17 protein-coding genes and 1 pseudogene are annotated in these 22,280 nt (G+C 57.0%); 7 read left to right on the top strand and 11 right to left on the bottom strand.

All coding sequences use genetic code 11. From position 1 onward, the window contains the following. Positions 1-28: 28 nt before the first annotated feature. Positions 29-910, bottom strand: a complete 882-nt coding sequence (dapA, locus tag K9U38_RS09975; protein ID WP_224494180.1) for a 4-hydroxy-tetrahydrodipicolinate synthase — start codon at positions 908-910, stop codon at positions 29-31. Positions 911-1,234: 324 nt separating this feature from the next. After that, positions 1,235-2,278 (bottom strand): calcium-binding protein, encoded by a 1,044-nt coding sequence (locus K9U38_RS09970; protein WP_224494179.1) that lies wholly within the window; start codon positions 2,276-2,278, stop codon positions 1,235-1,237. Between the two features lie 1,692 nt (positions 2,279-3,970). Here K9U38_RS09970 and K9U38_RS09965 point away from each other — a divergent pair. Both K9U38_RS09965 and K9U38_RS09960 read left to right on the top strand, forming a co-directional pair. After that, positions 3,971-6,076 (top strand): lytic transglycosylase domain-containing protein, encoded by a 2,106-nt coding sequence (locus tag K9U38_RS09965; RefSeq protein WP_224494178.1) that lies wholly within the window; start codon positions 3,971-3,973, stop codon positions 6,074-6,076. Positions 6,077-6,425: 349 nt separating this feature from the next. Then, positions 6,426-7,316: an alpha/beta fold hydrolase gene (locus tag K9U38_RS09960; protein WP_224494177.1), complete on the top strand. Its 891-nt coding sequence runs from the start codon at positions 6,426-6,428 to the stop codon at positions 7,314-7,316. A 141-nt stretch (positions 7,317-7,457) separates the two neighbouring features. Here the strand turns inward: K9U38_RS09960 and K9U38_RS09955 are convergent, their stop codons facing one another. The 3 genes from K9U38_RS09955 to K9U38_RS09945 form a co-directional block, all read right to left on the bottom strand. Then, a complete protein-coding gene (locus K9U38_RS09955; protein ID WP_224494176.1) occupies positions 7,458-8,108 on the bottom strand; it encodes a helix-hairpin-helix domain-containing protein in 651 nt (216 codons plus the stop codon). A gap of 143 nt (positions 8,109-8,251) precedes the next feature. Further along, positions 8,252-8,917 carry a BON domain-containing protein gene (locus K9U38_RS09950; protein ID WP_224494175.1) on the bottom strand — a complete coding sequence of 222 codons (666 nt, stop codon included), beginning with the start codon at positions 8,915-8,917 and terminating at the stop codon, positions 8,252-8,254. A 238-nt stretch (positions 8,918-9,155) separates the two neighbouring features. After that, entirely contained in the window at positions 9,156-10,226 is a 1,071-nt protein-coding gene (locus K9U38_RS09945; RefSeq protein ID WP_224494174.1) for a porin, read from the bottom strand. A gap of 402 nt (positions 10,227-10,628) precedes the next feature. Between K9U38_RS09945 and K9U38_RS09940 the strand changes: the two genes are divergently transcribed. The 3 genes and pseudogenes from K9U38_RS09940 to K9U38_RS09930 all read left to right on the top strand — a co-directional run. Continuing rightward, a complete protein-coding gene (locus K9U38_RS09940) occupies positions 10,629-10,958 on the top strand; it encodes a DMT family transporter (RefSeq protein ID WP_224494173.1) in 330 nt (109 codons plus the stop codon). Positions 10,959-11,029: 71 nt separating this feature from the next. Continuing rightward, the gene (locus tag K9U38_RS09935) at positions 11,030-12,154 is read left to right on the top strand and encodes a porin (RefSeq protein ID WP_224494172.1); all 1,125 of its coding nucleotides are present in this window, start codon (positions 11,030-11,032) and stop codon (positions 12,152-12,154) included. Between the two features lie 431 nt (positions 12,155-12,585). Next, positions 12,586-13,419: pseudogene (locus K9U38_RS09930) on the top strand (tyrosine-type recombinase/integrase); the annotation flags it as partial. Positions 13,420-13,655: 236 nt separating this feature from the next. On the opposite strand, the gene K9U38_RS09925 reads toward K9U38_RS09930, so the two are convergent. Further along, positions 13,656-14,168: a DUF2380 domain-containing protein gene (locus K9U38_RS09925; protein WP_224494170.1), complete on the bottom strand. Its 513-nt coding sequence runs from the start codon at positions 14,166-14,168 to the stop codon at positions 13,656-13,658. A gap of 627 nt (positions 14,169-14,795) precedes the next feature. Then, positions 14,796-15,131: a hypothetical protein gene (locus tag K9U38_RS09920; RefSeq protein ID WP_224494169.1), complete on the bottom strand. Its 336-nt coding sequence runs from the start codon at positions 15,129-15,131 to the stop codon at positions 14,796-14,798. A gap of 145 nt (positions 15,132-15,276) precedes the next feature. On the opposite strand from K9U38_RS09920, the gene K9U38_RS09915 reads away from it, so the two are divergent. Further along, on the top strand, positions 15,277-15,567 hold the full coding sequence (locus K9U38_RS09915; protein WP_224494168.1) for a DUF1236 domain-containing protein: 291 nt from the start codon (positions 15,277-15,279) through the stop codon (positions 15,565-15,567). A gap of 711 nt (positions 15,568-16,278) precedes the next feature. Here K9U38_RS09915 and K9U38_RS09910 read toward each other — a convergent pair. The 4 genes from K9U38_RS09910 to K9U38_RS09895 form a co-directional block, all read right to left on the bottom strand. Beyond that, positions 16,279-16,800: a DedA family protein gene (locus tag K9U38_RS09910; protein ID WP_224494167.1), complete on the bottom strand. Its 522-nt coding sequence runs from the start codon at positions 16,798-16,800 to the stop codon at positions 16,279-16,281. 395 nt (positions 16,801-17,195) lie between these two features. Beyond that, complete coding sequence (locus K9U38_RS09905; protein WP_224494166.1) at positions 17,196-17,576, bottom strand: response regulator transcription factor; 381 nt, start codon at positions 17,574-17,576, stop codon at positions 17,196-17,198. Between the two features lie 100 nt (positions 17,577-17,676). Beyond that, positions 17,677-18,312, bottom strand: coding sequence for a response regulator transcription factor (locus tag K9U38_RS09900; protein ID WP_370631887.1), 636 nt, complete (start codon positions 18,310-18,312; stop codon positions 17,677-17,679). 5 nt (positions 18,313-18,317) lie between these two features. Then, complete coding sequence (locus K9U38_RS09895; RefSeq protein ID WP_370631886.1) at positions 18,318-20,195, bottom strand: sensor histidine kinase; 1,878 nt, start codon at positions 20,193-20,195, stop codon at positions 18,318-18,320. A 380-nt stretch (positions 20,196-20,575) separates the two neighbouring features. Here K9U38_RS09895 and K9U38_RS09890 point away from each other — a divergent pair, with 380 nt between their 5' ends. Further along, positions 20,576-22,246 carry an arylsulfatase gene (locus K9U38_RS09890; RefSeq protein ID WP_224494164.1) on the top strand — a complete coding sequence of 557 codons (1,671 nt, stop codon included), beginning with the start codon at positions 20,576-20,578 and terminating at the stop codon, positions 22,244-22,246. Positions 22,247-22,280 lie beyond the last annotated feature (34 nt).

Raw genomic sequence — 22,280 nt, 5'->3', positions numbered from 1 at the left:
GCCTATATAATGCTTTCCAACTGGATTGTCAGTTGATCAGCCCCGCATGTTTCATTGCCTGGTCAATGCGCTCCGCCGTCGCCGAATCCACACTAACCATCGGAGAACGCAGGGCATTTTGCATCTTGCCGAGCTTTGACAGTGCATATTTCGGACCGCTCGGATTGGGTTCGATGAACATCGCCTTGTGCAGCGGCATCAACCGGTCCTGGAGTGTCAGTGCGGCATTGTAATCGCCGCGCAGCGTGGCGGCCTGGAACTCGGCACAGAGCCGGGGAGCGACATTCGACGTCACCGATATGCAGCCATGGCCGCCATGGGCGTTGAAGCCAAGAGCTGTGGCATCCTCGCCGGACAGCTGGATGAAATCCTTGCCGCAGGTGATGCGCTGCTCCGAGACGCGCTCGATCTTGCCAGTTGCGTCCTTGACGCCAGCTATGTTCTTGAAATCGTTAGCAAGCTGGCCCATCGTTTCCGGTGTCATGTCGATAATGGACCGCCCCGGAATATTGTAGATGATGATCGGCACCGATACGGATTCGGCGATTGCCTTGTAATGAGCATAGAGACCGCGCTGGCTCGGCTTGTTGTAATAGGGCGTCACGACGAGGATGGCATCTGCACCAGCCTTTTCGGAAAATTCTGCAAGTTCAATGGCTTCACGAGTATTGTTCGATCCGGCGCCAGCGATGACCGGCACTTTGCCGGCCGCTTCCTCGATACAAACTTCGACGACGCGCTTGTGTTCGGCGTGGGAGAGCGTCGGCGACTCGCCCGTGGTGCCGACCGGCACGAGCCCGTTGGTACCCTCGGAGATCTGCCAGGAGACGAAGGTCCGAAAGGCTTTCTCGTCGAACGCGCCATCTTCGGTGAAGGGCGTGACGAGAGCGGTGATTGAGCCTTTCAGCATGGGAAACTCCGAAAAATGATGATCCTCCCCCGACCCGCGCCGATGGAAGGGCAAGTCATGGGTGGCGCACCATAATCGTACGCGCTCAAACCTACAAGTTCATTTCCCTGATCAAATTCATCAACCGCATGCATAGCGATTTCTCGGAAAGGTTGAAATTTTTGGGCCGGATTCGCGATTTTATGATTGGGATTCGGCCATGGACGGGTGAAGCAGGGATAAGTTCGGGCCCTCGTGGTTTGAATCCGAGGAGTATGCACCAAGGAACTCTCGACGATCGCTGCCGGCAATTGTGCCGGCAGCGATCGCCAATGTTCGAAGTCGTCAGACGACGAAGTCGACGGGAGTTGCAAAGCCGCCTATTGTTGGGTTCTGCAGAATAATTCTCAGATCCTCGTCACTGCCGATCACATTGCCGTATATCTGATGACCGTAGGAGGTCCCGAATGGCTGATATCCGATCTGGCCGCCTTGCACGTAACCATCCGTGACAACCGTGAAGTGCTGCTGGCCCGGCTGCGTCAAGTCCGCATCGAACTGCGAAACATCAACGACATCACGGACCCCGCAGTCGTTCAAATCCAGGATATGATCGGACCGGTTTGGGTTTACATCCGACGAATCTCCTACGGCCGAACACACAAATGTATCCCTGCCCCCGCCGCCATTCAGCCAGTCATAGCCAGCCTGACCGTCCAACCGGTCATCGCCGTTTTCACCAAAAAGCGTTTCGTCCCCGGCACCGCCCAGGACTGTATCGTTGCCGTCTCCGCCACGGATTATATCATTGCCACCGCCGCCATTAAGCACGTCATTTCCGCCGTATCCGAAGAGCCTGTTGGCGGTTGCATTGCCAGTGATGGTGTCATTATAATTCGAGCCAACGACATTCTCGAAATTGTTGGAGACTGTATCTCCATTGGCATGACCACCGCTGACGGTTATGCCGCCAGTTAACGTCAGCGTGCTCATGTTGACGATGACGCTTGTTGGCGAGGCCTCATAGCTGAGTGTATCCGAGCCGGCGTCTCCGGACAGCACGTCAGTTCCAGCGCCTCCATGGATGTAATCATTGCCATCGCCACCGTTGAGAGTATTGAGCACAGCGCTATTGCCGAAAAGCTGATCGCTCCCCGCACCGCCATTCACGATGCTCGCCAGTTGGAGACCTCCTTCCTCCAAGGTAATACGATCATCGCGACCACCGCCATTTACGGTGGTCGCTACAATGGGCGCGAAACTGATATCGTCACTGCCAGTGGTTCCGTTCACTGTCGCTGGCAAGGGTCGAGGCACAGCGAACGCCTGCCATCCTCCGTTGGTGATTTGAAGAAAATCAAAGATGTATGGTGGAAGTGCTGAGGGCATGATCAGGTCCTCCCCCTCAAAACGAGCTGCACGAACCGGTATCCTCCCCTGGGGCCTGCTGCTCTGCAGCCAACCACACCATTATATACAAATATTGTGTAATCATTAATAATTAAATTTAGCGTAGCAATGGTTTATTATAAAAGTACCGGATTTGTTAATTTTTTAAATTATATATATTGTATTACGCTCCAAAAATTTGCAAAACACACTCACATACAAGTATGTATACTTGTACAATAGTTATGCCATCAGTGCGACCATGGAGATTCCTTCAGATTTAACCATTGCAGGCGTGATGTCCCGCTGCATCAATGCATGTGCGGCTCCGCAATTCAGATCACCGGCTCATAAACCGAGAACAGCCGCGCCAGTTCTCATCGCCTCCTTGGAAATCTATAAACCTGAACGGAGCCTTATCTTCGATCCCTCGCCGAGGTCCGCGCCGCGCGGAACTGCCAGCGACCATCTCCGGCTACATCGTCGGGCTCGCCGGCGGAGCATCTTCCGCCGCAGCCGTAGCCCTCAGCCGAGGGCGCGCCTTGGCGCAAGCGGCCAGTCAATGTCGTTTGGCCTCCGATGCTCCGGAACTTGACTGTGAAGGCGGGTGCTGGGGACGGCGTTCGCGCGCCAAAATATCCCCGCAGGCGCGAAAACAAACGATTGCCGAATGCCATAATAATATCCTCCCCGTTTTGCTGCGGGAAGGTTGCGGGACACTGCCCCCGCACCGAGCCGACAGGCAGCTCAGCTGTGGTAGTAGCAGAGAGAGTAGCGCGAGCCGGGCTCGCGCTACTCCCTCGCGCGCGCCCCTCCCCGAGGACGTGCGTCCCATCCTTGTTCACCGGCTCCAAAAGTTCGCGAGGATGAAGCCGGTCGCGCTCGGCCCAGAGTCTCAGCCTATTCTCCCGCGGGGGCGTGGGCATCGACCTCGCGCGGCATATGCGAAAGACAATCAGTCGGGCTTCCAGGATGGGAAGCCAGTTTCCATGACGTACACATGAGGATGAGGACTATCGGAATGACCTAGCGTACCGGCGCCAGTCAAAAGCCTGCTCAGACCGACGCTTTCCTTGGATGTCGAGGACTGGGCCGATGCAATTATCCTGGCGACGACGGCTTGCCCCTACCCTCGACAAGGCCTCTCGGCCATGTCCCTACAGGTTAATCCTCCGCGCGACACCGATCAAGTAAATTTGCATATAACTGGGACTACGTGCATACTTTTTCTTCAATTTTTCTCTATTTTTTCGTTGTTTCCGCTACCGATGAATCTCATTTTTCATTAATGAAGGGTTCTGGTGTGTTATTGGCCTAAGCCCAATTGTTGAGCAAATATTCACCGCAACTTCTTCCAGCTAACCTCATTTGCTTACACACGCATACATCGGAAAGATTCCGCCCGGGTGGCAGGTTGCGCCTGCAAGCGCGAATTTGACCGTTTGTCGAAACACTTTGTTAAGAGTGCTTTCATACGTCCGCCACTATTATGATATTGTCTTCGGATCAGGGGACCCTCAAGCGACTTCATGAGAACGCGCCCTGATGAACATCTGCTGCGATTTTCTACGCTTCCGGTGCTCATGGACAACAAGTCCACTGCGCTCCGGTTTTCGAAAACCACACCAGCTGACTCATCGGGCCGAACTCTCAGAAAGTCGCTGATCCGCTTCAACATAACTGGTAGCCCACATGCTGAGAACTTCTGTTTTGCGTCACGTTCTTCTCGCGTCGGCCTTTGCGTTGGTCGCAGTGCCCTCCCATGCCCAGTCGCCGTCACCCTCCGCAGCGGTCCCGGTGCCGAGCCTCAAGCCGTTTGCCGCAACCGGTACAAGAGTGAGCCCGGCCATGCAGGCGGTAACGCGCCCCGACCCGGTGACCACGGCGGGCATCAAGCCGGCAAAACCCAACGCCATTGCCGGGAGCCTGAAAAGCGGCCTCGACGCGATCGCCTCGGGCGACGTGCAGAGGGCGCTCGGCATACGCAATGGCCTGCCTGCCAACGCGCTCGACCGGCATATCCTGACTTGGGCGATCGGGCTTTCCAATGCGCCGGGCGTTCCAAGTTCAGAGATCGCCCACGCGGCGTCGGAACTGCCGGGCTGGCCGGGCATGGCGACATTCCGCAACAATTCCGAACGGGCGCTCTACAAGGAGAACCCTGCTCCGTCCATCGTCATCGGTGCCTTCGGCAACACGCCGCCGCAGACGACAGAAGGCGTCGTCATTCTTGCCCGCGCCTATGTGGCCAGCGGCAACACCGCACGCGCCCGGCAGGTGCTCAGCCCTTTCTGGCGCACGAAGAAGCTCGAAGACAGCCAGGAGAGCATGATTCTCAAGGAGTTTTCACAGGTCATTCCCCGCGACGACCACCTGACCCGGATGTTGACCATGCTCTATGAGGGCAAGGTCAAGCCTGCCGGACGCGTTGCCAAGCTCGCCAATGCCGATTCCCTGTACCAGGCATTTGCGGCGGTGCTGCAGAAATCACCCGACGCCGGCAAGAAGCTGGCTCAGGTCGATGGCTCCTGGTCGCGAAATGCAGCCTACATCTTCGCCAAGGCACAATATCTGCGGCGTCAGGAGAAATTCCGGGAGGCGGCCGACGTCATGGCGACTGCGCCACGCGATGCGGCTTCGCTGGTCGACCCCGACGCCTGGTGGACCGAGCGGCGGGTCCTGTCGCGCGAACTGCTCGACATTGGCGATGCCAAGCGAGCCTATCGCATCGCGGCCATGCACAGTGCCGAGACGCCGAGCGTTGCGGCGGATGCCGAGTTCCACGCCGGATGGGTCGCGCTGCGCGCATTGAACGACCCGAACACCGCACAGAAGCATTTTGCCCGGATCGCCGAAATATCGTCAAAGCCGATGTCGGCGTCACGCGCCTACTACTGGCTCGGGCGGGCGGCGGAAGCCGGCAGCAGCGGCAGCGCCCGCGATTACTATGCGCGGGCATCGCGCTACGGAACGACGTTCTACGGCCAGCTTTCGGCGGCAAAGCTCGGACAGTCCGGGCTGCAGCTACCCTATCCGAGGCCGTCGGACGCCGATCGGGCACGCTTCGCCCAGCGCGAGGCCGTGCGCGCCATCCAGCGTCTGGAGGATACCGGCTATGATTCCCGCGCCGCAATGCTCTATACGAGCCTGGCGCAGGAACTGGACAGCCCCGGTGAACTGGCGCTGCTTGCCGTCATGGCCGAGCGCAAGAACAACCACTATGTCGCCCTGCGCGTCGGCAAGGCCGCAGCACAACGCGGTATCGATGTCGGCGCACTGTCGCATCCGGTCGGCGCCATTCCCGGCAATGCCAACATTTCCGGTTCCGGCACAGCGCTCGCCTATGCCATCGCCCGCCAGGAAAGCGAGTTCAACCCCGCTGCCGTCTCAAGCGCCGGGGCACTTGGCCTGCTGCAACTCCTGCCAGGTACTGCGAAGGGCGTCGCCACCCGTGCGGGGATGAGCTATTCGAAAGACCGCTTGACCACGGATGCGGCCTACAATGCCACCTTGGGCGCAAAGTTCCTTGGCGAACAGATCTCGAAATTTGATGGTTCGTATGTACTAACCTTTGCCGGGTACAATGCGGGGCCCACGCGCGCCAATGAATGGATCGCGCGCTACGGCGATCCGCGCGGCAAATCCGTCGATGAAGTCGTCGACTGGATCGAGCGCATTCCCTATACCGAAACCCGCAACTATGTGCAGCGGGTCATGGAAAATTACGAGGTCTATAAGGCGCGGCTTACCGGCAAGGCACAGATCGAAAGCGACCTGACAGCTGGACGCCGGGGTTGATTTCCAAGCCGGATGTCTGCTCCGGCTTGATGTAAGCCAACACCCTCACCAGCGACGCCAGCGCAGCTGCCATCTGCTCTCGTTCGAAATCACGCACGCTATTAACACCCCCACCCGCAGCTTCGGTGCGACCTCCCCCATCGAGGGGGAGGTGGGGATGCCAATGCTGGCTTTACGCTCCCCTTGATGAGGAAGGTCGGACAGCAGGTCCCGGGTGGGGTGGTTTTTCGCCACTTTTCCAGCAAAATAGCTGCGCCAGGATGGCGAAATCGCTTTCTCTCCCACATGGGGAGAGATAACGTGGCGCGATAATTGCTCGTATTTTTCATCGCATCATGGAGTTACACGATTGGCCAAATCCTTCCGCGAAATCAACTACGACGCGCCGGATGGATTGAAGCTTTATGCTCGGATTTATGATCCTCAGCGGAAGACCAATGCACTGCCGCTCGTCTGCCTGCCCGGCCTGACGCGCAACGCAAGGGACTTCCATGAACTGGCACTGTCGCTGGCGTCTCACCCTGACACCCCGCGCCAGGTGATCAGCTTCGACTATCGCGGGCGCGGCAGGTCGAGCTATGACCCCGAGTGGTCACACTACAATATTGGTACCGAAGCCGGCGATGTCATCGCCGGCCTTGCTCATCTCGGTATCAGCCGCGCGGTGGTTCTCGGCACGTCGCGAGGCGGCCTGATCATCCATATTCTGGCTGCCACTGCCCCGCAGCTGCTTGCCGGGATCATCCTCAACGATATCGGCCCCGAGATCGCATTGCCGGGACTGATCGAGATCAGTCTGTATCTGAACAGCCCCCGCGAGCCAAAGACATGGACCGAGGCGGCAGATATGTTGTGGGTGGTGCATGGCCCCGCCTTCCCGGCACTGACAAGGGGCGATTGCGAACGCTTCGCCCGCGCCATCTACCGCGAGGAAAATGGTGTCATCGTCCCTGACTACGATCCCAACCTTTTGCGAACGATGGAAAGCGTTGACCTGACACAGAAGCTACCGGATCTGTGGGCGCAGTTCGACCTGATGGCGGAACTGCCGCTTTTGCTGATCCGTGGGGAAAATACCAAGTTGCTGAGTCCCGAAACGGTGGAAGAGATGACCCGCCGCCACCCTGCCCTGCAGGTCATCAATGTGGCCGGCCAAGGGCACGCGCCGCTGCTCGAGACCGGGCAACTGCCCGAGTTGATCGCAGCATTTGCAGCGGGTGTCGACTTGCGGGGTTCGTAACCAGGTAGCTCCAGCTAGAATCTGCAAGCTGCCGATAACGCGATCTCCCCGGATTTTGCGGACGGTGGCGATTTGCGTGGTTTGTAGCTCGACAAGCTCGTTACGAACTACGCACAGTAGGGTGGAGGCAGAGGGCTTGCTTCAGCCGCTCTTGCGCGTACCTGCCGGCTTTGCAGCAGTTTTGCGCGGTGCGGGCTTTGGCTTCACAGCCTTTGTCGCCGGCTTGACGAGCGCGGCTGCCTGCCTGATCCAGCTCTCCCGATGGGCTCGCCCGGGAAAACCGATCTCTTCACTGACCCAAGCGGCCTGTTCGACGGTCCATGCCGCGATCTGGTCGTAATGGAAGACGCCGAGTTCGAAGAGCTTCGACTGGATTGTGTTGCCAATGCCATCGATCGCGATCAGCTGATCCGGCTTGCCGCGGCGTGCGGCCCTCAGCACGGGGGGACGATTCTTTTCGTCCTGCCGGGGATTTCTTTCCCTTGCCGCCGATTTCGCTACGCTCTTCTTGACAGCCTTGCGTGGCGATTTGGCGGGCACAGGATTGATAGCCGGGACAGGCTCCGCCGGAGGGACCATGGCTGCGGCTTCGCGTGCGGATTTGCTGATGTCGTCATTGGCCGCGATGCCCAATGACGCTATCGATGCCAATCGGGCATCGGCAGCGCGTGTCGAATGCTCAGATACTGATTCACTTTTTCGGGAAAACCGCTTGAAAATGTTACCTAAAATCGCACCAGCGATGAAAGCTGCAGCAATGAGAAACAGAGACTGAAGAATGAAGACGATCATCTTTCCCTATCCGCTCCAGGGCAGTTTCAGCTGCGCGCTCCATCATGGGTCGACCAGCCTACGTAAAAACCAACAAGAGCAGCTATCAGCAGAAAGAGCCATAGCTGAGTGACAAGAAACCACATGCTTTCATCTCCGATGCTCTAATTGCTGCTGGCGCTGACTGGTGCTTCCAGTTTGATCTCACCCGGTTTGCCATTGCCCGGAAGAGCCAGGCGCAGCGCAGCGTTAATGGACTCGTAGTCGGCCGCGTTCGCCGCCGTTCCGCTGATACTATAGGTTTCACCTGAAACTTCCACCTCCCCATTGGTCAGTTGCGCCGCCTGCATCAGGGCAAAACCGGCAAGATCGAAAAAACCCTGTGGTGCACCACGTGCGACAGCCATTTCGTCGAGGATTTCAATGCCGGGCATGGCGGTTTCCGCCGCGGCCAGAACCTTTGCACGCGCATCGCCATAGGGAACATTGCCGGAAAGGAGGATGCCATCGTCGGATTTGGTTACGACGAAGGAAAACGGTTCCGCCAGCGGCAATAGCGTGGTGGCATTTTCGACAACGCGAACGCCGGTCGTCCGTTCGGCAATTCTCAGCGCGTCGGTAAGCGCCTCTTCCGACGGTGCAATCCCCTTGAGGACCAGATCGCGCCCATCAACCTCGGCGCTTGCCCACGCGTTCTGCGATTCGAGCGCCGCGTTCACCGTGTCGGTTAGGCGCTCGTCGATCGGCCCGGCGAAAAACCATCCAGCCAGGGCGGTCAGGAGCGCAGTGGTGATTACGCCTGGCCAGAACCAGCTCTTGATGATGCGCATTACGGGACTCTCATTCTGTTCGATGGGTCAAACGTTTCATCAATTCCAATTGGGAAAACCGCTTAGCACTTTTTCCTGGAATTGCTTCCTTGTTGCCCGATGTTCATTGCCAATTCAACACAGCCATGTGCTGCTTCTGAGCATAAAGAGTCATTACGGCAGAAGTGCTATGCAAACGGGCAAAAGAAAACCCGGCAGCTTGCGCTGCCGGGTCTCAATCAACCAATCCAGTGAAGGATTAGAAGTTACGCTGGAAGCGGATGATACCCGCAACTGCATCGTCTTCAAAGCCACGGTCGCCGTCGAAGGAGGTGTATGCAACTTCAGGCGTGATCGTGAAGCCAGGAACCAGCTCGTAAGCTACGTTCAAAGCGGCAGCGACTGTGCCTTCGTCTTCATAAGCAACCTGACCGTTGATGGTGGCCTTCTCGGTAACCTTGAAGGAAGCACCAGCCCACAGAGCCCAATCACCGTACCAAGCACCGTAGTACTGGTTCACAACATCGGCATCGTCGAAGTCAGACTGATAGCCGCCCATGATGAAGGCAGAAATCGTGTCGGTGAACTTCACGTCCAAACGGAGCTTACCAGCGAACTCTTCGGCAAGTGCATCATAACCGCCGACAGCGGAGATTGCGCCCCAACCCTGCTCGAACTTCAGACCAGCAACAACGTGCGGCATGTAGTCGTCGATGATGTGAGCTGAGTCACCCTGTTCCAGACCAATAGTAGCCGAGAAGCCATTGCCACCGGCAAAGGTGTAGCTGATCTGGTTCGTACGACCGCCACCGTAATCGATGACATCGTCGAAGATCACGTTACCAGCAGAACCGGTCCATGTGTCGAACTGCGAGTCCGTCACACCAACGCGGAAGCCGCCGAGCTCGATGTAACCATGAGCAAGCGTTTCGTCCTGGTCAGCATAGGACGGGTTGAAGCCATCTTCGTCTTCACCCAAACGACCAGCAGTGTAATCGAAACGGGTTTCGATGTACGAACGCAGCGTGCCGAGTTCGGTTTCCGAACGGGCATCGAAGCGGAGCGTTGCACGAGTGTGCTTGGTCCATGTTTCAGTGTCGATGCCTGTGTAGGGATCATCGCCACCCTGTGCGTCGTAACGCAGGTAGCCGCTGATCTTCAGGCAGGTTTCGGTCCCCGGAATGTAAAAGAAGCCAGCGCCGTAAGCGTCGCAAACGCGAACGTATTCGACGGGCTCTGGTTCAGCGACTACGACTGCGTCTGCAGCACGTGCGCCGGTTACTGCAACGAGAGCTGCAGCGGAGCCGAGTAGAAGGCTCTTGATGTTCATTTCTGACCTCCAGTCAAAGTTAAAAATGGGTCTGGGCATTCCAATTTGGCTGAAGGACAACCTGTCCCCATCCCCTAAGTCCAAGAAGAAATGCGATGAACGCCCTTCCTCCCGACCGACCATACTCGCCAGCGTCGGGGTTTCAACCATGAATGTCGGGTCAGGCGACTTGTGGCAGCTCTATGGCGGACCGCTGTTGCACAAATGACACGAAATTGCCTCGGGCCCTGCAATATCTTTACTACTCATTAATACAGGTGACCCGGTTTTTAATAAATTTCTCCGGGCGATGACGGTATTGGACCTGCAATTGCCACCGGAATCGGCCAAGAGACTGCGGTTCACAGCCAATCCGTGAATCGAATCAATGATTTCCCGTCCAATTCTGAATGGTGATTTGACATGACTTATCTCTACCTCGTTGTCGCCATAGTCTGCGAAGTGGTGGCGACATCGGCCCTGAAGCAGGCGGACGGGTTCACGAAGCTCTGGCCTTCGCTGGTCTGCATCCTCGGCTATGGAGCGGCCTTCTATCTCTTGTCGATTCCCATAAAGACCATCCCCGTCGGTATCGTCTACGCGATCTGGTCGGGCGCTGGCATTGTGCTCATCGCTGCCGTCGGCTGGTTCTGGTACAGACAAACGCTTGATATTGCAGCAATCCTCGGCCTGACGCTGATCGTTGCCGGGGTTCTTGTCGTCAACCTGTTCTCCAACAGCATCGGCCACTAGCGTTCTGCGGGCTGCCGCTTCCAGGCAGGAATCGCGCCCACCTCCAGCCGAATCTTGACTGGAGGTCAGAAATGAACATCAAGAGCCTTCTACTCGGCTCCGCTGCAGCTCTCGTTGCAGTAACCGGCGCACGTGCTGCAGACGCAGTCGTAGTCGCTGAACCAGAGCCCGTCGAATACGTTCGCGTTTGCGACGCTTACGGCGCAGGCTTCTTTTACATTCCAGGGACCGAGACCTGCCTGAAGATCGACGGATACGTGCGGTCTGATATCCAGGGCGGCGACGACGTTTACAGTGGCGCAGAAAGAGACAGCTACGACTGGCGTGCCCGCGCCCTGCTCCGCTTCGATGCCCGCTCAGAAACCGAACTCGGCACGCTGCGCTCATTTGCCGAGCTTCGCTATAACTTCAAGAATGGGGCCGACGCCGACAAGGTCGATCTGAATCAGGCCACCATCGAGCTTGGCGGTTTCCAAGTTGGCGCTGCCGATTCGCAATTTACCAGCTGGACTGGCTATCTTGGTGACATCATCAACGATGACGTGATCGGAGAAGGCCGCTACGTCACGAACCAGATCAGTTACACGTTCTCCGGTGGCAACGGGTTCTCAGCCTTGATCGGCTTGGAACAGGGCTCAGGCTCAACCGGAACAATCGATCTCAACAGCGGCGATGATATCGGCAGCGTTTCACACGTAATTGACGATTATGCCCCCCACGTCGTGGCGGGTGGCAAAGTCGAACAGGGGTGGGGATCGGTTTCCGCCGTCGTCGGCTATGACACGGTGGTCGAAGAGTTTGCTGGCAAGCTTCGCGCTGACGTCAAATTCTCGGATTCGATTTCGGCGTGGGTCATGGGTGGTTACCAGTCTGATTGGGACAAGACGGAAATCGTCGAAGAGGAAGAACTCTTTGTCGGCAACTATTTTGCACCCTGGTTTGGCGATTGGGCCGTATGGGGCGGCGTCGCAATCAAGGCAACCGAACAGGCAACTGTCAATGCACAGCTCGCCTATGAGGATGACGGCACGTTCGCGGCAGCCTTGAACGTTGGGTACGAATTGGTTCCGGGCTTCAAGATCACACCCGAGATCAACTACACCAAATTTGATGGCCAGCGCGCTGAGTCCGTTGAGGCTGTGGGTGGCAAGGACAGCGCCTTCGGCGGTATCGTCCGCTTCCAGCGCAACTTCTGATTTCGAATGCTGACAATTCCCAACGCCGGATTTTTCCCGGCGTTGGCTTTTTTGAAGATTCATTTGAACAAGAACAAATTTTCAGCGTTCGCGTGAGCGGTCGCACAGACATTTAGACGGAGAAAGGATTTTTAACCGGTCGCGGACCGAGGAGGTGGTAAAATGTTTGGACAACAACCCGCGTGGTTGAAGCTCGATGCAGCCGGACATGGCTTCATCGAACCGGATGGTATTCGACTAAAGCACTACAACGTTGCGCATTGCGCTTTTCGGAAAGACGGGTACTACTCGTCGCATATTGTTCCGATGCTTATTTTATCAGTTCGAGTGCATTCATCATGACATTGTCTTCTGCACGCATTGCTTCCCCTCAGCCGATTTTTTCCGTCGGATTTACGTATGACCTGCGCTATGCAGCATCCGACAATGCGACCAAACGACTGGTCAAGGAACATTCCCTGCAAGAGCTGACCGCGCAATATATCGGCATTCTCTGGGATGAAGGCTCGCACAAGACCAACGTCCGGTCCTTCCTTGGAGAAATCGCCGAAATAATGAGCGGCGAGCGTTTCAGCGTCTTCACGCAGGAAATGCTCGATTCTGTGATCGGCACGCTTCGCGAGCGCGGCAACAGCAACGCAACCATCAATCGAAAGATGGCTGCGTTGAGCAAGCTGCTGAGGAAGGCGTGCAAGATGGGCGATATCTACAATCTGCCGGAGTTCCGTCGCCAGAAGGAGCGGCAGGGACGCATTCGGTTCCTGGAAGCCGAAGAAGAGCAGCGGCTGTTTTCGGCAATCCGCGCGCGTTGTGAAGACAGCTACCGGTTGAGTGTGTTTCTGGTCGACACTGGCTGCCGTCTTGGCGAAGCGATCGGCCTCTCGTGGAACGACCTGCAGGATGCACGGTCGACCTTCTGGCTGACCAAATCCGGCCGCAGCCGAACGGTCCCCCTCACCGCGCGTGCCAGGGAAGCCACGCAAATTCCGCATGGGCGTTTGAAGGGCCCCTTCTCCATGCATGGCCAGGTCCGTTTTCGCGCCATCTGGAACGATGCCAAGGCGGAGGTGGGGCTGGCCACGGACGATCAGGTTGTCCCGCATATTCTGCGCCACACCTGCGCCTCCCGGCTCGTGCGCGGCGGCATCGATATCAGGCGCGTGCAGATGTGGCTTGGCCATCAGACCCTGCAGATGACGATGCGCTACGCGCACTTGGCGACAAATGATCTTGATTCCTGTGTGGCCGTGCTGGAGCGCGGCTGACGCCAACGGAGCAACGTGCCGGTCACGACCGGTTCATTGGCAAAATAACCAAGCGCATGGTTCGTAGCTCGACATCCGGCGCGAATGCCGGGGAGATTGCTGTATCGGCTGTGTGCAAATCTGAACGGCACGCGGTCTTATCGTGCGCGGTTCGCAGCTCGACCGGCTCGCTATGATGGGGCTCATCATGAGGGAGGTGGTGGATTGAACCATGCAATGTAATGGCTGCTTGCGGATTATCGCGCTGGATTGCCGAAGGCGCAGCGATTGAGGATCTGACCGGCCGAAAATCGTGCCGCGCGCCGCCATGATTCATCGGTATCGTCGCGATAGGTCACCAATTCCCCGCAAATGGCACGCTGGTCATCCACACCGAGCACCGAATATTCGATCCAGCCGATCAATGTACTGGTTTTCTTGACAACGCCGATAATGAGGAAATGCGCGCCAGCCCGCTTGGCCTCCTCGGACAAGGTCGCGAAGCCGGGGTCTGTCGCCGTGCACTGGGCCGCCTGGCATGGCAGGTCGACAATCCCGAGTTTGCCGCTTTCAGACAATTGCTGGCGAAGGTAATCTGAAAGTGCCGTCAACCTCTTGTCGTGCACGTCCTTCTGGTCCCTTGGCTCGCCGGATGTGTCGAGGAAATCGAAATTTGCTACTGCGACGGGCACCTTCTGCTCCGGCCACGCGGGAGAAGCGGCCAGAACCGCGGCCAATAGAACTGCCGCCAGTGGCACACGCATTTTCATGGTCATATCCTCTTCCTCACCAGTCGAAGCCTAATTCGCCTGCCAGAGCAATGTTCCGAACTGGCCCTGACAAACTTGCCAGAAGCGAGGTCTGCCACCAATGAAATTCATGCAGAACGATGACGCCTTGGTCTCTTGCGCGGCGACGCTGCCGAGAGGCTCCAGTCTTTCCATCCCATGGCCAGCCATGCCTGAACGTCGGGCCGATCGCAGGTGGAGGCACGTCCACAAGGCACATGGCGACTTGACATCCCACTGTCATATGTCCCTGATAGGGACGGCTCAAATGTTGAAAGGGCACACATATATGAAGATGAAGACGAAGAAACCTACATGCATTACACGACGCCAATGTGGTGTCATCTCCTCATCTTCGGGTCCGCCGTCTCCATCGCTGCACTGATCTGCCAGCTCTGCTCCCAGTAGGCATTTTCCCCGATAATCCAGCGGTTTAAGACTAGAACCTCTGGCTCGCCCGATGTTTTCATTCGGGCTCACAGCGATGCGTTCTGCAATGCTGCGCCGGTGCTGGCAAGTGCCGCCCTCCTCCTTGTTTCGTACGATTTTTGTCCCGTCACGACGCTCCTTTACGGAAGCATCGACTTCCCTGCGGGCCCACAAAATGCCCTATTGGGCGTCCGCGGCAATCCCGTCAGGTGGAACGTTCAGTGATATCGAGTCACCGACCTGGTTCGTATTGTGGAGTTGTACGACCATCCATTCGGTTACATTTTTGACGGCCGCAACACCATTGGTCGCTATGGCTTCGGCCCGCAGGAGCTGGCACTGGGAGTCAGCGGTAAAGATGGCATAGGACAGGTTTTTGCCTGAAATGCCCCTGGCGTTTATGACGGCCGCCGATGCGTCCGCCCAGCACTTGCGGTATTTGTCCAGGTTTTGGCTGGCCTGCACCGGGCAAACCAGAAAACCAGCGGCGATAAAGGTGGCAATAAACAGTCTCATCGCGTTCTCATGGATGTGAACCTAGCCCTACCTGCGGGATATATAGCCTGACAAGTGTTTCAAATCTGTTTCACGCGCGGTTTCGGAACCAATTGCAGGATCGACTGTTTCCCATATGAAGGGAACTCTCAAGGGAGAAACAACGATGAAACGAGTATTACTGATAACCACTGCCATGATGCTTGCGACGCTGGGTCCGCTTTATGCCCAAGACGCGGTCATCGTCGAAGTACCACAACCGGCCCGCGACTATGTGATCGCCCATCCTTCCGACCCGATCGTAATCGAAGGCGATGTGGCTGTCGGGACCGCGATTCCCGAAGACATCGAGCTCGTTCCCATTCCTGACTCCCCGGACTATGCCTATGTCTATGTGGACAAGCAACCTGTGATTGTTTCGACAAAAAACCGGAAGGTCGTTTATCTGACCAACTGATCCACCGGAACAAAATGGCGAGAGAGCCGTTGACAGGTGCTGACATTTCTCTGTCGGCAGAGGCGCGATCGATTGGATGAGTAGGCAATCGGTCGCGCCTCGATTCGCCAGGGGATTTTTGGCTAATCATTACCCGACCACGATGGGCGACGCAGAATGCTGTCGCGATTATCCGGCGGGTCGTTGGAAACGCAGCCGCTCAGCGTCAGAAAAGCCAAAATGAGAAACAGTCGCATCTTTCCCTCCGCATGAGGCACAACGCAGCCACCCCCAGGAACGCAGGTTGCCCCCGTCGGACTTGAACCGTCAATTCACAATGATGTCTACGATAAGTGATCTTGGCCCCGACCGCCGAGGGTAGCGGCGGCCGGGTGCTGACTACGGGGGACTTTGGGGATGGGGTTGTCAGCAACCAAAGGCTGCGCCCGTATGGTTAATAAAAGATTAAATACACCATCCGGCGGGTCGATTTCTCAAGGATCGAAGCGATGGCAGAAGGGATCTGCATAGTCAATCGGAAGCATCAAAAAAAGGCTCGGCGGAGCTTGATTCGTGGTCTGGAGCGTCGACGCCGAGCCTATGCCGGTAACGGACAAGCGGCACACCAGAATTATGCAGCGATTTCCGGGTATTAACAATCAATCGCGATCTCCGCAATTGGAGTGATGACCAAAGGCCCGGCGACGTTTTTTCGCCTTCGGGTGGCTGCGCCTAGCGCCAAATCGCATGGAACAGGTCGCCGAAAAAATAGGGTCCAAAACTCCATACGGCTGACCAGACCCCGGCACCGAGGACATTTGCTGCCAGGAATTTATGCCAGGGCATGCCGACAGACCCGGCCACCAAGCCGTTCAATTGCCGCAGCACGACCACAAAGCGTGCACCGAAGACAATGAAGGCGCCGCGCCGCCGAAAGAGTTGCTCGAGTTCGGCAAGCCGCTGCGGGGTAAGCTTGATGAGCCAGCCATAGCGCTGGAGCAATGGCCGTCCACCAAAATGTCCAATCGCATAGCCGGTACTGTCGCCGAGAACCGCGGCGACCCACACGACGAAAAACAGGTTAACCACGCCAAGGTCGCCCCGCATTGCGAGGAGGGATGACGCGACAAGCGCACTTTCACCGGGAAGCGGGGCGCCGAGGGATTCCAGATATATGATGGCGAAGATCGCATAGAGCCCATATTGCTGGATGTATGGCTCGATGAATGAAGCGCCGCTATGCAGAAATTCCACAGGTTTGCCTTCGGTTGCACGAATGATTCCGCACCCAGCCTAGCAGGGACGGGTGCCGTCATTCCATCAGCAAGACATCTGTCTGCACCATTTTCAACGTTCGGGCGCAAGCAAAATCCGGATGAACGCATTGCAAAAAGGGAGGCTCGGCGCAGTTGGGCTCGTGTGTTGTGGGGGGCGTCGAGCCTGTGCCGCGAAAAATGAGCGGCGCATGGGAAATATGAAACGATTTCCGATCGGTAACAATAAATCGAAGGTCGACAATTGGACTGAGGACCAAAGGCCCTGACGACAATCTGTGCAACCCCCAGTCTCTGCTTGTGAGCGCTTTTTCGGCGCGCGGGACAACGTTTGACTTGCTGTCCGCTTTTTGCACCACACGCAGACATGGGCGGCTACTCGCTCGCGGAGGCCAATGCACTGTTGATGGCGTTGATCAGCAAGCTGGCTGGAAACGGCTTGTGCAGATAGGCAATGCAACCCGCTTTCACCGCCTCGGCTTCCAGTGTGCTGTCTTCAAGGGCAGTGATGAAAATAATTGGAAGCGCGGACCCAATATCCCTCAATTGACGCTGCAGCGCTATACCAGACATGCCACGCAGATCAACATCGAGCACAAGGCAATCAATCCTGCTTGCAGAATTGCGGCCAAGGAATGCTTCGGCCGAAGGAAATCCCTCCGTCGGAAAACCATGGGCACTCAACAGCCTCTGGACGCTCCGGCGCATGCTCGGATCGTCTTCCACGACTGCAACGGTCCCTGATAGGCGTTCCAATTTTCTGCCTCATTTCGGCCAGCAGGAGAATGCTCAGCTCGCTGGATGATAGAGCTGACTAAGAACCTCTGATACTGTCCTAAGGGGAAGCGTACCGTCATCACTTGTGGTGCAGCGGGTTTGACTCAGGATCGATACGACCCATCTTTTCCGCAATCAATACCGCTTCGGCAAGCGAATGCACTCCAAGTTTCTCCATTACACAATGCCGGTGGGCCTTGACCGTCCTTTCGGACGTTCCCAGGACGTAGGCGATTTGCTTGTTCAGTTTGCCCCGAACAATGAGGTCAAAAACCTGCGCTTCTCGTGGAGTGAGGCTCGCCACCCGAACCTGAAGCTTGTGGATCCGGTCCTGTTCGACCTGCCGCTTCTCATATTGGTGCAACGCGCGTTCTATTGCTGCCAACAGGGTCTTTCCCGCAACCGGCTTCTCCAGGAAGTCTTCTGCGCCTGCCTTCATCGCCATTACGCTGGCTTTGATGTCACCCTGGCCTGTGAGGTAGATAATGGGCAGCAACGGCGCTTTTTGCGCAAGATGCTGTTGCAATTCCAGTCCGCTCAAACCAGGCAATTGAAGGTCGAGGAGAATGCACCCGGGTTCGACATTCGGCAAAGCCGCGAGGATCTTGTCGCCTGACTCATAGAGGGCGACCCGGAAACCGGATGCCGCTACCAACCGTCCAACCGCGGTCAGAAAGGACGTGTCGTCATCGACGATGTGAACAACTGGCTGCACCTCGACTATCCATTTCGCGCGAGAGGCAGGTCGAAGCGGAAAACAGCGCCGCCGTCCGGACTGTTGTCTGCCCATATTTTGCCTGCGTAGGTTTCGACAATCATCTGTGCGATGGGAAGGCCAAGCCCGGTGCCGCTTGGCTTGGTCGTGTAGAACGCGTCAAAAATTCCGACGAGCTTTTCGCCGGGGATACCGCAGCCAGTATCCGTGATTGACAATTCGACTTTGGATTCCTTGGTCAACCGGCTCTGGAACACCAGCCGTCTGTCAGTCGGCGCCACGTCGAGCATGGCGTCCATCGCGTTGGTGGCGAGATTGAGAATGACTTGCTGGATATGGACCCTGTCGGCGCGCACGCGCAGTTCCTCAGTCGCGCGGGAACTGATCACGATGTTGCGTCGCTTGGCTTCGGGGCCAAGAATCTGAATTGCGCTGCTGATCACCTCGTTAAGGTCGAACTCCTTCCAATCGATTTCTTTGCGCTTCTTGAGCAACCCCCTCAGACGGGCAATGATATCGCCTGCACGCTGGTCGTCGTCCTTGATGTCGACGAGGATCTGCTTGATCAGCTTGAGATCGGGCGCATCGCCCTGGAGCAAAAGTTCTGCCGCCTCGGCGTTGCTGCGGATCGCACCGAGCGGCTGGTAGAGTTCATGGGCAATTGAAGCTGTCAGCGCGCCGGCCGTCGCGGACTGGTTGAGATGGACGAGTTCAAGGAGACGACCGCGCGATTCCAGTTCCGCGGCACGGCGGCGGCGGCGTTCGACGAGCAGGCCGGCAATAACAGCGCCTTGCGCAACAATAACTGCGAGTGTGGCGAGGATCGCCAGCCAGTGCTGCTCCCAGAGTGTTCTTTGCATGAACCATTGCACGGTTCCGGGAGGCAGATCGCTCTCCGAAAGCCCCCAGCGCTTCAATTGCCTCGCATCGGCAATATAGGTCTGCGGCGCGTCTACATTGGCAATCGGCCTTCCGGCAACAGCATCGAGCGCGAGGTTGGCAACGGCGATACCCAGCGCCTCGAATGTCACCATGTTGCCACCAACGATGCCGTAGTCGATGTAAGTTGGATATGGACCATAGAACGGCGCGCTGGCAGTCGCCGAGATCTGCTTGATGGCTTCGCGTGGAATGAAGTTGCGTCCGGCATGATCCTTGAAAATAGTCAAAACAAGGACGATGCTGTCGGGGGGAAAGTGAGCGGCACGTTCGACGAACTCGTCAATCGTCAAATCCTCCAGATAGGTTGTTTCATAATTCTTGGCCAAATCCGCAAGTTCGGCCCGGGCTGTTGCCAGCCACGAACGGTCGAAATCGGCTGATCCCCCGATAATGAAAAGGTGCCGCGCCTGAGGCTGCAGCCCGCGGGCCAACTCGAACGTCTTTGTTATGTCGTACTCATTGAAGACGCCGACCACATCACTGGGCAAGCGCATGTCCCGAGCAGTTCCACTGCTGAAGCCGGTGACGAGAATCCTGGCGCCCGGGGCGATGCTGTTGCGGTTTGTAACAATGAAGCTTGCCGACTCCTCGCCGAGCGCAACCACCACATCCGGGCGACGTTCGGCATATTTGTCGGTGAGGAAGTGTGCCATTTTCTCCTTGTGGGTCGTTTCCGGAAATCTCGAAAGGTCAAGGAACTCAGAGAAAATATCAATCTTGCCCTCAGTGGCCTCCAACAGTCGGGTTCTGACCCCCTCTCCCGCAGCAGTCGTTGCCGCGATCCTTTCGTCATAGGGATAAAGGATAAGGATACGCGGGACCCGGCCCACAATCTCCATCGAGACGGCCGGTGCAGCCATGAAAATCACAAGACACAAGCAACAGAATGCGAACGAATTCTGGGCGAACCGGCTCGATCGAACCTTCCAATCGCGCACCATGATGATCGTCCCTGCCCCACAAGTTGATCCATTGTAGCAGATTGGCCCTGTGGCGCTATCCGGGGAAGTACGGATGCCGTCCGGCGCGCTGTCAGGCGGTCAGATGGGGCTTGGTTGACGGCCGATAGGGCTTGCTGCCCGAAGGTACAATATCGCCTGCTGTCGCGGTTAAGTAGGATGCGCGCGATGGGTGTTTCGCGACACTTTGGGCAGGAGGTCGCGCCAGCTTGGATAGTGCGCGCAATGAAACTCCAGTGTTTCGATTGAATAGAAGATTTAACACCCGGCCGCGGCATCCATTGAATTGTCGTTGCCTATCAGCGCGAAAGTCACCCCTCAGTAATCGTCGTAGCTGGAAGGTCAAACGGAGGAGATGAGAAATGCATTGCAAGGTTCGTCATTTCGGTATTGGTGCATTTGCTGCCACTGCCGTTATCTGGGGCGCGATTGCCCCTTTGCAGGCACAGGAAGCGCCGCAAAAACCCAACATTCTGTTTATCGTTTCCGATGATACGGGCTATGGTGATCTTGGCCCCTATGGCGGCGGTGAAGGCCGCGGCATGCCGACACCGAGCATTGACAAGCTCGCGAGCGAAGGCATGACCTTCTTCTCATTCTATGCGCAACCGAGCTGCACGCCAGGCCGCGCCGCCATGCAGACCGGTCGTATCCCAAACCGCAGCGGCATGACCACCGTGGCCTTCCAGGGCCAGGGTGGCGGGCTGCCGGCCGCGGAATGGACGCTTGCCTCCGTGTTGAAGCGTGGGGGATACCATACCTATTTCACCGGCAAGTGGCACCTTGGCGAAGCCGATTACGCGCTGCCGAATGCCCAAGGCTACGATGAAATGCGATATGCAGGCCTCTATCATCTCAACGCCTATACCTATGCCGATCCGACCTGGTTTCCCGACATGGACCCGTCACTGAGGTCTATGTTCCAGAAGGTGACGAAAGGCGCACTGTCCGGCAAAGCTGGCGGACCAGTGACAGAGGATTTCAAGATCAACGGCCAATATGTCGATACCCCGACGATCGATGGCAAGGAAGGTGTCGTCGGCATTCCATTCTTCGACGGTTATGTCGAAAAGGCTGCACTGGGGTTCCTTGACGAGGCAGCCAAAACGCCCAACGAGCCGTTCTTCATCAATGTGAATTTCATGAAGGTGCACCAGCCGAACATGCCGGCACCTGAATTCCAGCTTAAATCACTGTCGAAGAGCAAATATGCGGATTCGATTGTTGAACTCGACACGCGCATCGGCCGCATCATGGACAAGCTGCGTGAAACGGGCATGGACCGGAACACGTTGGTGTTCTACACGACAGACAACGGGGCGTGGCAGGACGTTTATCCGGATGCTGGATATACGCCTTTCCGTGGCACAAAGGGCACCGTACGCGAGGGCGGGAACCGTGTTCCAGCCATTGCCGTATGGCCGGGCAAGATCAAACCTGGCGCCAAAAATCATGAAATCCTCGGTGGCCTTGATCTCATGGCAACATTTGCCGCGGCTGGTGGCGTCCCGCTACCTGACAAGGATCGCGAAGACAAGCCGATCATTTTCGACAGTTTCGACATGACCCCAGTGTTGACGGGGTCCGGTCCATCCCCGCGCAAGGAGTGGTTCTACTTCACAGAGAACGAGCTGTCCCCCGGCGCGGCACGGGTCGGCAACTACAAGGCCGTGTTCAACCTGCGCGGCGACAACGGCCAGCCGAGCGGCGGTCTTGCGGTGGACAGTAACCTCGGTTGGAAGGGTGCGGAAAAGTATGTCGCGACTGTTCCTCAAGTCTTCGACCTCTGGCAGGATCCGCAGGAGCGATATGACATATTCATGAACAACTACACCGAGCGGACCTGGACCATGGTCACGATTTCTGATGCTATCAACAAGCTCATGAAGACCTATGTGGAATATCCGCCGCGCAAACTGCAGAGCGAGTCCTACAGCGGACCGCTTACGCTCACAAGCTATCAGCGGTTCCAGTGGGCTCGAGAGCAGCTGGCGAAAGAAGGTGTCACATTTGCGCTGCCTACCGGCAATTGAATCTGGCATGGCGGTCCCGCGAAAGCGAGGCCGC

This window comes from Phyllobacterium lublinensis, from assembly GCF_020164435.1.
GTDB classification, from domain to species: domain Bacteria; phylum Pseudomonadota; class Alphaproteobacteria; order Rhizobiales; family Rhizobiaceae; genus Phyllobacterium; species Phyllobacterium lublinensis.
Note: the sequence above shows the minus strand (reverse complement) of the source record. Positions and strands in the feature narration are given on the sequence as shown.

Bases quoted from the DNA above. Each gene is read 5' to 3' on its own strand.
- dapA (WP_224494180.1), bottom strand. From the start codon at position 910: ATGCTGAAAGGCTCAATCACCGCTCTCGTCACGCCCTTCACCGAAGAT.
- K9U38_RS09970 (WP_224494179.1), bottom strand. From the start codon at position 2,278: ATGCCCTCAGCACTTCCACCATACATCTTTGATTTTCTTCAAATCACC.
- K9U38_RS09965 (WP_224494178.1), top strand. From the start codon at position 3,971: ATGCTGAGAACTTCTGTTTTGCGTCACGTTCTTCTCGCGTCGGCCTTT.
- K9U38_RS09955 (WP_224494176.1), bottom strand. From the start codon at position 8,108: ATGATCGTCTTCATTCTTCAGTCTCTGTTTCTCATTGCTGCAGCTTTC.
- K9U38_RS09950 (WP_224494175.1), bottom strand. From the start codon at position 8,917: ATGCGCATCATCAAGAGCTGGTTCTGGCCAGGCGTAATCACCACTGCG.
- K9U38_RS09945 (WP_224494174.1), bottom strand. From the start codon at position 10,226: ATGAACATCAAGAGCCTTCTACTCGGCTCCGCTGCAGCTCTCGTTGCA.
- K9U38_RS09940 (WP_224494173.1), top strand. From the start codon at position 10,629: ATGACTTATCTCTACCTCGTTGTCGCCATAGTCTGCGAAGTGGTGGCG.
- K9U38_RS09935 (WP_224494172.1), top strand. From the start codon at position 11,030: ATGAACATCAAGAGCCTTCTACTCGGCTCCGCTGCAGCTCTCGTTGCA.
- K9U38_RS09925 (WP_224494170.1), bottom strand. From the start codon at position 14,168: ATGAAAATGCGTGTGCCACTGGCGGCAGTTCTATTGGCCGCGGTTCTG.
- K9U38_RS09920 (WP_224494169.1), bottom strand. From the start codon at position 15,131: ATGAGACTGTTTATTGCCACCTTTATCGCCGCTGGTTTTCTGGTTTGC.
- K9U38_RS09915 (WP_224494168.1), top strand. From the start codon at position 15,277: ATGAAACGAGTATTACTGATAACCACTGCCATGATGCTTGCGACGCTG.
- K9U38_RS09895 (WP_370631886.1), bottom strand. From the start codon at position 20,195: ATGGTGCGCGATTGGAAGGTTCGATCGAGCCGGTTCGCCCAGAATTCG.
- K9U38_RS09890 (WP_224494164.1), top strand. From the start codon at position 20,576: ATGCATTGCAAGGTTCGTCATTTCGGTATTGGTGCATTTGCTGCCACT.